This window comes from Microcystis sp. LE18-22.4A (genome assembly GCF_027531105.1).
Classification (GTDB): Bacteria; Cyanobacteriota; Cyanobacteriia; order Cyanobacteriales; family Microcystaceae; genus Microcystis; species Microcystis aeruginosa.
Map to the genome: position 1 here is coordinate 22,844 of NZ_JAPZRB010000337.1, position 10,239 is coordinate 33,082.

8 protein-coding genes are annotated in these 10,239 nt (G+C 41.9%); 7 read left to right on the forward strand and 1 reads right to left on the reverse strand.

The window, feature by feature from the left end; translation table 11 throughout:
- Positions 1 to 51 precede the first annotated feature (51 nt).
- Entirely contained in the window at positions 52 to 405 is a 354-nt protein-coding gene (locus O9295_RS14890) for a hypothetical protein (protein WP_002780578.1), read from the forward strand.
- Positions 374 to 2,290 carry a hypothetical protein gene (locus O9295_RS14895; RefSeq protein ID WP_288033562.1) on the forward strand — a complete coding sequence of 639 codons (1,917 nt, stop codon included), beginning with the start codon at positions 374 to 376 and terminating at the stop codon, positions 2,288 to 2,290. Before O9295_RS14890 ends, O9295_RS14895 begins: the two co-directional genes overlap by 32 nt.
- Before the next feature lie 173 nt (positions 2,291 to 2,463).
- On the opposite strand, the gene ftsH is transcribed toward O9295_RS14895, so the two are convergent.
- A complete protein-coding gene (gene ftsH / locus O9295_RS14900; RefSeq protein ID WP_190721490.1) occupies positions 2,464 to 4,428 on the reverse strand; it encodes an ATP-dependent zinc metalloprotease FtsH in 1,965 nt (654 codons plus the stop codon).
- Between the two features lie 132 nt (positions 4,429 to 4,560).
- Here ftsH and ccsB point away from each other — a divergent pair, with 132 nt between their 5' ends.
- The 5 genes from ccsB to O9295_RS14925 all read left to right on the forward strand — a co-directional run.
- Positions 4,561 to 5,547, forward strand: coding sequence for a c-type cytochrome biogenesis protein CcsB (gene ccsB / locus O9295_RS14905; RefSeq protein WP_149987215.1), 987 nt, complete (start codon positions 4,561 to 4,563; stop codon positions 5,545 to 5,547).
- A gap of 269 nt (positions 5,548 to 5,816) precedes the next feature.
- The gene (locus tag O9295_RS14910; protein ID WP_288033564.1) at positions 5,817 to 6,710 is read left to right on the forward strand and encodes an aspartoacylase; all 894 of its coding nucleotides are present in this window, start codon (positions 5,817 to 5,819) and stop codon (positions 6,708 to 6,710) included.
- Between the two features lie 206 nt (positions 6,711 to 6,916).
- Positions 6,917 to 8,239 (forward strand): serine/threonine protein kinase, encoded by a 1,323-nt coding sequence (locus O9295_RS14915; RefSeq protein WP_288033567.1) that lies wholly within the window; start codon positions 6,917 to 6,919, stop codon positions 8,237 to 8,239.
- Positions 8,240 to 8,525: 286 nt separating this feature from the next.
- On the forward strand, positions 8,526 to 9,770 hold the full coding sequence (locus O9295_RS14920) for an ATP-binding protein (protein WP_288033569.1): 1,245 nt from the start codon (positions 8,526 to 8,528) through the stop codon (positions 9,768 to 9,770).
- A 46-nt stretch (positions 9,771 to 9,816) separates the two neighbouring features.
- Positions 9,817 to 10,239 (forward strand): Uma2 family endonuclease (locus O9295_RS14925; protein WP_288033570.1); only part of this gene is annotated, 423 nt, incomplete at its 3' end.

Sequence of the window (10,239 nt, forward strand, 5' to 3'; positions counted from 1 at the left end):
AGAGTCAACAGCTTATCAATAAGTACATTTCATTGACTGAATTTTTTAACTATGGCGATTATTGTCCAACATTTGACCACAGGTAACGAATATATATTCCTAGGAGTTAGTGGGGGTGAAAGTAAGAATATTTTACCCACCAAAATGTTAGGAGATTTCTTCGCAACCGAGACTCCAGATAAATCTCGATCGCTGACGGTTTGTGACGATCAAGGCCGCATACTTTGGTTTCCCGTCACAGAAATGATTGTGGTGGAGGTAGATGGTCAAAAACCCGAAGAATTATTACCAGAAATTATCCCTCCTGAACCAGTTCCTTTACAATTAGATAAAGAGAATCAACCTCAGTCCCCAGAAAATCAAGGAAACATCGATGAATTTGCCGAAGATGACGATTGGATCTAGAATTAAATATCTAATTTTAGCGGTAATAATTGCCCTATTTACTATTGGCTTTAATTCCCTCTATTCTGTTTCTCAAAACTCGATCTATTCCTTCCCTGTTGCCGAAGTTAAACCCCAATATCTTAACGATTGGACACCGGAATTAGAGGCAGAATTTCAACAAAGGGCCAAGCAAGTTATTAACCATTTTGCTAAGGCAGAAAGTTATGGCAATTTGTGGGGAGAAAACGAGAAAAGATCCTATCCTATGGCCATGTTTGATTTCTTGGCAGGAAACCGGCAAAAAGCCCTAGATTTCCTGCAGCAGGATGACCCACAAAAACGGGAACAGGCCCACACTGATTATATAGATTATTATTTTTCTTTTACCCTGAAAGGACAAATTAGAAAATATTTTCTGCTCGGAAAATATCTCGATCCAGTTTATCATCAGAGAATGTATAATGCGGCGAAAATTTGGACAGAAACCGACCCTTTACAACGGCCCCACCCTATCCACGGTACGGGCCAAGGAACGGGTAATGATTGGAGTATAAAAAGACGGGGTTTATGGGTAGATAGTCGCAATACTGATAACCTGCGAGCTATGCGCGAAACATCGGTTTATCTGATGGCCGAAGAAACAGGAAATGAAGCAACTCGTCAAATTTATAAAAGTAAAATTAAGCGTTACGTTTCAGCTTTATATAACATCGGTATGGGAGAATGGGATTCAGAAGTTTATCACGGTCACACCTTTGCTCCCTATCTCAATCTCTACGATTTTGCTCAAGATACGGAAGTTAAACAATGGGCAAAAATGGCCTTAGATTGGTTATCCATGGCCGCTAGTGTTAAATATTATCGCGGTGGTTGGGGTGGCCCTGTAAAACGCGATTATGGTGATGGCCATGGCGTAATGCGATCGCACGCATCCCGCACTTTTTGGCTATACTTTGGTGATACTCCCGTCCCCAATAATCGCCAGGAATTGGACTCTCTTTATCTAATTACCAGTGGTTATCGTCCTCCTTTGGCAGTGATGGAATTAGCCCGAAAAAACTTTAATAAACCGGTAGAAATTCTCGCCAGTAAACCCCTGTATGAAAACTGGAAACCGGGCAATAATCAAAGTCCGGGTTATTGGGAAACTCAATTTATCGGGGCTAGTTATCAAATGGGTAGTCTGGCGGGAACTTTCCCCGATGGCGATGTGGCCCCGTTTAAATTAATGGCCTTTAATCAACACAAAGGTGTGGATTTTTTTGTGGCTAACACTGGCAAAAATGGCGTAAAACCGGGCAAAAATCCCGGGGATGAAATCGGACAATATCGTAATCTTTTAATCTGGTTACGTCCAGCAGACCAAGCTTTTTTCTGGCAATTACCGAAAACTGCCAAGGTAGAAAAAGATGATAATATCTGGTTTATTCAATTAGAAAAAACTTGGTTAGCTCTGAGATTAATAAATCTTTCTTCTCCTGAAATGATCGAGATTCCTAATTCCCCTTATCCCGATGATAATACCTACCAAGCTTTACCCACAGGTAACAATTATGCGGGTTTTGCTCTGGAAGTGGGGGAAGCGGCAACCCAGGGTAGTTATGAGAATTTCAAGAGCATATTTAAGCAAAAAAGTCAAGTAAATTTAACTCAAATTAATCAGGGCAGGGTTTTATTTAAAGGCAGTCAAGGGCAGAGTTTACAATTGACCTATAATCAAATCAATCTACTGCCGATTTTAATTCGTAACGGTCAAAAGCACGATTGGTCAAAAAATTTCGCCCTTTATAACAGTTTAAGTCGAGATAACTCTCCCGTTTATTTGCCATGGAAAAAGGGCAAATTAACCGTCAAAGCAGGGAAATACCAGTTTTCCAATGCTTTGATCCTCTCCTCTCCTTAAGTTAGATATTCTCGATTATTTATTCAGCAAACCCTAGTTATGAGGAGAGGCAAAAGGCAAAAGGCAAAAGGCAGCTTTGTTCTCCCCACTTCCCCACTTCCCCACTTCCCCACACCCCACACCCCACTTCCCCACGAAAAACTTTTTCAGCAGACCCTATTTATGGGGATTGATCAGACCATTTGCGCTTGATTTAAGAATTCTTGCAATTCTTCTCCTTCGATTACTTCGGTGGTCAAAAGATTAGCGGTAATCGACTCTAATAAATTGCGGTTGTGACTGAGAATTGCTAGGGCTTTTTGGTAACTAGCGTCGATAATTTGTTTAACTTCTTCATCGATCGCTTTGGCCGTATTTTCCCCGATCGAACGGCGGGGACTACCCTGATTATTACCTAAAAAATTAGCCTGTCCTGTTTTATCGTAGGCTAGGGGTCCCAGGGATTTACTCATACCATACATTGTCACCATTCTTTCAGCAATATCCGTCGCCCTTTGTAAATCATCGGAAGCGCCATTAGTGACACTGCCAAAGATTAATTCTTCGGCTGCCCGACCGCCCAATAACATAGTAATTTGTTCCTTAAATTCGGTTTCTGTCATCAAAAAACGGTCTTCCGTGGGAATTTTCAGGGTATAACCCAAAGCGGATAAACCCCGGGGAACGATGGAAATTTTCTCCACCCGACCACCTCCCGGCATGACAGCGCCGACTAAAGCATGGCCAACTTCGTGATAAGCGACGATTTTCTTTTCTTTTTCCGATAAAACCCGACTTTTCTTTTCTAAACCAGCGATAACTCTTTCTATCGCCTCTTTAAAATCAATTTGACTGACTTTTTCCCGATTATTGCGGGCAGCCAAGAGAGCCGCCTCATTGACGAGGTTGGCTAAATCGGCACCGGCAAAACCGGGGGTTTGGGTGGCGATCGCTTTGAGGTTAACATCTTCACCCATCTGGACTCGTTGGGCGTATATTTCCAAAATTGCCAATCTTCCCGCTAAATCGGGACGATCCACCAAAACTTGGCGATCAAAGCGCCCCGGACGCAATAAAGCGGCATCAAGAGTCTCTGGGCGATTGGTGGCGGCTAAAACGATGACGACGGCTTCTTTGGGGCTAAAACCGTCCATTTCTGTCAAAAGTTGGTTTAAAGTCTGCTCGCGCTCATCATTGCTGCCGCTAGTTCCCGATCCCGAACTTCTCGATTTACCGATCGCGTCCAATTCATCAATAAAAATGATGCTAGGGGCATTTTTCTTCGCTTGGGCAAATAGATCCCGCACCCGGGCTGCCCCGGTCCCGACAAATAATTCCACGAATTCCGAGGCCGAAATGCTAAAAAACGTCACTCCCGCTTCCCCCGCGACCGCTTTTGCTAAGAGGGTTTTTCCCGTCCCCGGCGGTCCGACCAAGAGAACACCCTTAGGAATACGCGCCCCAATTTTATTAAAGCGCTCGGCATCCTTGAGAAATTCGACAATTTCCTTTAACTCGGTTTTTGCTTCCTCGGCCCCGGCCACATCACTGAAGGTAATCGGATATTTTTCGCCGTCTCCGTAAACTTTAGCGAGATTTTTGTTAAAAAGCAGCGATTTACGGGTGTCATCGTTGCGATAGAACAGAAACTGCATGGCGGCGACTAAAATTAAGGGAGGAACCACCCAAGCGAGGAGAGTGGTGATCCAACTGTTTTCGGCCACAGGAATCGCCTCGAAGATTACGCCTTTTTGCTGTAATAGTTGGGGTAATTGGGGGTTATCGACTGGAATCGTGGCCAAGACTCGTCTGGAGACTAGATTACTGCTTGGTTTGCTGTCCAGAGAACTAGAATCACCGTAAAAGGGATGACTTGATTCTGGGGGATTAACGGGGGGATTACCCGGAATAGGCAGGGATTCTAAAGGATTTTTTAATTGATAATAGATGACTTGATTGCCAATTTTGACATTACTGATGTCGCCCCGTTCCACTCTACTGATAAATTCGCTGTAGGGTTCGAGGGGAATATTGGATAATTCTGAGGGACGAGGGATAAGAAAATAGCCTAAAGCGGCAACACCAGAACAAATGATCAGGATTTTGCCTAACAGAGGCAAACGCGACCAGGAAAATTGATTATCTTCTTGATTAGCCATAATTTTTAGGGTGGGTCAGAGTGAAAATGCAAAGTTCATACTAACAATTCCCTGTCTCGATCGCCTTACCGATGGGATAGGATAGAGGATGGAATACTTGGTAGCGAGCGAGCGACAAACGAGAGAAATCCCATGAATTTAGTTAGCTTAGAGAACTTTCTCGATAACACTTCTTTTTTAGTCCTGTTTTTAACTATGCTGGTTTATTGGGCCGGGGCAGCCTTTCCTAGCATACCTTTGTTGCCCGGCCTGGGCAGCACGGGAGTGGCCATCGCTAACCTCTGTATCGCCGCTTTATTGGGGGCGCGCTGGTTAGAAGCGGGTTATTTCCCCATCAGCAATCTTTACGAATCTTTATTCTTTCTCGCTTGGGGTGTAACTGCGGTTCATTTAATTGCTGAGTACAATAGCCGCAGTCGCCTGGTGGGGGTGGTGACGACTCCTGTAGCCATGGGGATTACTGCTTTTGCCACTTTGTCCTTACCCGGGGAAATGCAAACTTCGGCGCCCTTGGTTCCAGCTTTAAAATCGAATTGGCTGATGATGCACGTTAGCGTCATGATGTTAAGTTATGCTGCTTTGATGGTGGGTTCCCTGATGGCGATCGCTTTTCTGATCGTCACTAGAGGTCAAAATATCGAGTTAAAAGGCAGTTCCGTGGGTACGGGGGCATATCGTCTGCAAAATAAGTTATCTACCACTCTTTCCGCCCCAATTTTCCTGGAAACGGCTAACAGTGGCACAACCGCCCTTTTAACTCCCACCTTAACAGCGATGACGACCCTTTCGCCCCAACGTCTCAGCTTGGCAGAAACCCTCGATAATATCAGTTATCGCGTCATTGGTCTCGGTTTTCCCCTTCTCACTATCGGTATCATCGCCGGGGCGGTTTGGGCGAATGAAGCTTGGGGTTCCTATTGGAGTTGGGATCCGAAAGAAACTTGGGCGCTAATCACTTGGTTAGTGTTTGCCGCTTATCTCCATGCCCGCATTACCCGGGGATGGCAGGGAAGAAAACCAGCTATTCTAGCGGCGAGTGGTTTTGTTGTGGTTTGGGTATGTTATTTAGGGGTGAATCTTTTAGGTAAAGGTCTTCATTCCTACGGCTGGTTTTTCTAAATCAGTTATAGGGGTGGGGTGTGGGGTGTGGGGTGTGGGAAGAATAAATAAAAATAATCTTCTGACGACCGACGACCGACTCCTAACCCCACCAACAAACTTTTTGCCGCAAACCATAAATAATTATAAGTAGGGAGGCACAATTATTTGTAGGATGGGTTAGCGGTAGCGTAACATAATCGGGCGTTGGGTTTCATGCTTCAACCCAACCTACGTTCATCTTATATTTAATTCCACCCACCCACTTAACTTCTCAAAAATTATAAAAAATGATCGAGCGGAAAACTACTATTAAAAATCTGGCTTTAATTGCCGGTGTGCATGGCAATGAACTAACTCCCGCTTATTTGGTTAAATACCTGCAAAAGTCACCTAATCTTATTGCTCGCAGCAGTTTTCAATCCCACAGTCTCATCGCTAATCCCTTAGCCCTAAAGCAACGGGTTAGATATATCGATACGGATTTAAATCGTTGTTTTAACCAGAAAGATTTAGTTAATCCCGATTGTCAGCAATACGAACAAAAACGAGCCCAAAAAATAGTCAAAGAAATCCGAGAAAAATCCATTGATTTATTAATCGATATTCACAGCACCACATCTAACATGATGCTGGCGATTATTTATTCTAACCCCCATCCTTGGCTATTAAAACTCTTTACCTATCTGACTAAAATTAATCCTGAGGTGCGCTTAATTTATCATCCCGTCAGCGAGGGAGAAAATCATTTTCTGAAAGGAATTTGTCCCCTAGCTTTTACCCTCGAAATCGGTCCAATTAACCATGGTGTCATCTGTCCCTATCTTTTTCGTCAAACCGAAACACTCATCTATCAAATCCTAGACTATATCGAACAGGAAAATTATCTGGCTGCCCATCTCGATACTTTCAGCGAATCCCTCACAGTTTACCAACGTTTAGGCTCGATCGATTATCCTAGGAATGAACAGGGTGAAATTAAAGCCATGTTACATCCTCAGATTCTCCAACGAGATTATCAGGCAATTCAACCCAATCAACCGATTTTTCTAGGATTTGATGGTCAGGAAATTATCTATCGTGGGGAATCTGAATTATATCCTATCTTTGTCGGAGAATCTTCCTATAAAGAAAAAGGAATTGCCCTTTGTTGGACAGCAAAAAAACAAATTGATATTAATTAGGGTTTGCGGCAAAAAGTTTGTTGGTGGGGTTAGGAGTCAGTAGCCGGTCGTCAGTAGCCGGTCGTCAGGAGATAGGAGATAGGAGATAGGAGATAGGAGATTATTTTTATTTATTCTTCCCACTTCCCACACCCCACACCCCACACCCCACACCCTGTCCCCAGGAAAAACTTTTTCAGCAGACCCTAAATAAGGGAAAAGCCACTATGACCTTTACTTCTGATTCTCTTTTAGCTGAACGTTACCAACTGCAACAACGCCTAGGAAATACCGCTATCGGTCGTCAAACTTGGTTAGCTATCGATGTATTATCCCAAGAATCGGTAATTATTAAACTCCTCGCTTTTAGTCCCCAGATGGAGTGGGAAGAATTAAAATTATTTGAACGGGAGGCAGCCGTCTTAGCTTCTCTCTATCATCCCCGTATTCCCCGCTATCGCGATTATTTTTCCCTTGATAAAAATCAAGGTGACGGGATTCCTTGGTTTGTACTTGTACAAGATTATATACCGGGAGAATCCCTAAGCGATCGCTTAGAAAGGGGGCAAAGTTTCACCGCTACGGTAATTCGGACTATTGCCCAAGAAGTTCTCGAAATTCTCATTTATTTGCACGAATTATCGCCCCCAGTATTACATCGAGATATTAAACCTAGTAATTTAATTATTAACTCGGAAAATAACGTTTATTTAGTAGATTTTGGGGCAGTCCAGTCCCGCGGTGCAGTGACGGGAGTTACTTTTACTGTGGTGGGGACGAGTGGTTATGCACCTCTAGAACAATTTTGGGGCCGGGCGGTTCCCAGTTCTGATTTATATGCTTTAGGTATGACTTTAATTCATTTATCGACGGGAATTGTCCCGATAGAATTGCCCCACCGCGACTCTAAAATTCAATTTCGCCAACGGGTGACAATTGATGATGATTTAATCGATTGGTTAGAAACTATGACCGATATAGCGGTAGAAAAGCGGTTTAAAAGTGCCAGAGAAGCTCTGAAATTTCTCCAACATCCCTCCTATCGCCAAGCCTCAAGTTTAATCGATCCTAAGAAATTACCAAAACCTCCCCACAGTTCCATCCGTATCGCTAAACACCGGGATAATTTAGAGATTAATTTACCCCCTAAAATTAAGCTACCTTCCGATGCACCTACCCTCTGGTCTTTGGCGATTGTCCTTACTGTCACTGTCTTTATCTCCCCGATTCTTACCTTTATTATAGCTCTAATTGGTTTTATTTGTTTGCGTGAGATGCAATTAATTCTTACACCTCAAGAAGTTTTAATTAAATATAAAGTTTTAATTTTTATCTACCAAAAATTTGCTTTTAAAACTCAAGATTTATGGGGTATTTTTCTCCATAGCAATGGCACAGAAGGTAACTATCAGATTCGTCTGCGGACGGCTAAAAATTATTATCTGATCGGTCAGAATCTCCGCGAGGATGAATGTCTCTGGTTAGGACAGGAAATCCAAGATTGGTTAAATTTTATCAAATATAGCGTTTCTCCTCAAGATGATGTGTAACCTGACAGGGTATCATCGACCGTCTCCCCAAAACGAAAACTTTGCACCTCACCATGAAGATAACTGCTATAAGTTATCAATTTTATCGAGAATCAATTCAAGAAATCCTAAGAATTAGTCGGTAGGCATTTCTCCCTTTTTAACCTTAATGTTGCAGATATCGCCCTATCTTGGTAGTATAATAACTGATTGGCATTCCCTCGGCTACAAGGCGGCAATTATTAAATCGGATTAGGAATTGCAAAAAGGCGGCCATGAAATCTTAGTTATTAGTGGAGAAGAAAAAATGAACTCTGAAATTTACAAAAAAGTCAGCTTGTTAGTTTTGTATCAAGGGGTTTTTGATAATGCTATTGGCCAGGCATTTATTACCCTATTAGCTACGGATAATGTTGCCGATTTTCTCAAAGCTTATGGTCAATTGTTTCAAGCTTTAGCATCGAGAAATATCAGTTGGAATGATTTTCTAATCGAACAAATTTTATTAGATGATAATCCCTTTAGTCAACAGGTACAGAAAAAAAGTGTTTGGGAGTTACCCGAATCTTTAATTAATGGCGTTAAACAGGATTTATCTATCCTCCAATCTCTTTATAACTCTAGCATTTATAGCTTAAGTAATTCGACGGTTTTTGAACAAATTAAATTTCTAATTTTCCCCGCTTGGGAAGTGGACAATAAATTAGAAAGTTTCCTCCATTCTAGTTTAGATTGGACGGAATTAGTCGAAGCTCTAGCCGATTATTATCGTGAGTGTGGTACAGGAATTTTTGCCCGTTATCAAGCTTTAAGGTGGCAAGAAGGCAGATTACAAGGAATTAATCATCCCGATCCCGTGCAGATTCAAGACATAGTCGGTTATGAAATGCCTAAGAAAACCTTGATTAAAAACACTGAGTTTTTATTAGCAGGTTATCCCGCTTTAAATGTCTTACTCTATGGTTGCCGTGGTTCAGGAAAATCCTCTCTGGTTAAGGGATTATTGCAAAAATATCATAGTCAGGGATTGCGCTTAATTGAAGTGGCAAAATCGCAGTTAAAAGACCTACCATTAATTATTGAAATCTTGCGAGATTTGCCCCAAAAATTTATTATCTTTGTCGATGATTTATCCTTTGAAGAAGACGATGAAGCTTTTAAAGCTTTAAAAGTTGTTTTAGAGGGAAGCGTCACCGCTAGACCGAAAAATGTCGTAGTTTATGCCACTTCTAATCGCCGACATTTAGTCAGAGAATTTTTTGCGGATCGACCACAACCAAAAGATAGTGATGAAGTGCATAATTGGGACACAGTACAAGAAAAATTATCCTTTAGTGATCGCTTTGGTTTAACCCTCACTTTTGAACCGGCTAATCAAGAAAAATATTTGGAAATAGTGCGTCATTTAGCCAGTTTAGCTAAATTAAAAATTAGCTTAGAAGAATTAGAATTTCGTGCCAAACAATGGGCAACCCAACATAATGGGCGATCGGGAAGAACTGCTAGACAATTTATTGATTTTCTCCAAGGGGAATTAGAATTAAATGGGTAGCATTAATTGTGTTATGATTAAATAAAAGAATCTCTAATCTGGAAAAATGTTGACTTCATCTCCCCCCAAAACTATCAGCTTAGAAGAATATCGTAATTTAGAAACCATAGCCGAGGTTAAACACGAATATCACGACGGGGAAATTATCGAGATGACAGGGGTAAGCATCAATCATAATAGTATTCTCATTAATCTGATTGTCCTGCTAAAATTAGCTTTAAGAGGAACTAATTATCGTCTTCAATCGAGCGATCTACGTCTATGGATACCCCAGTATAATCGCGGTTTATACCCAGATTTAATCCTCATTGCAGGGGAACCATTATTTAGTGATAATCGCAACGATGAAATTTTAAATCCCTGCCTAATTATCGAAGTTTTATCTCCTTCCACCTCCGGTTATGATCGGGGTGATAAATTTCGTTATTATCGTTCTATACCCCAATTAAACCAATATCTTCTCGTCAGT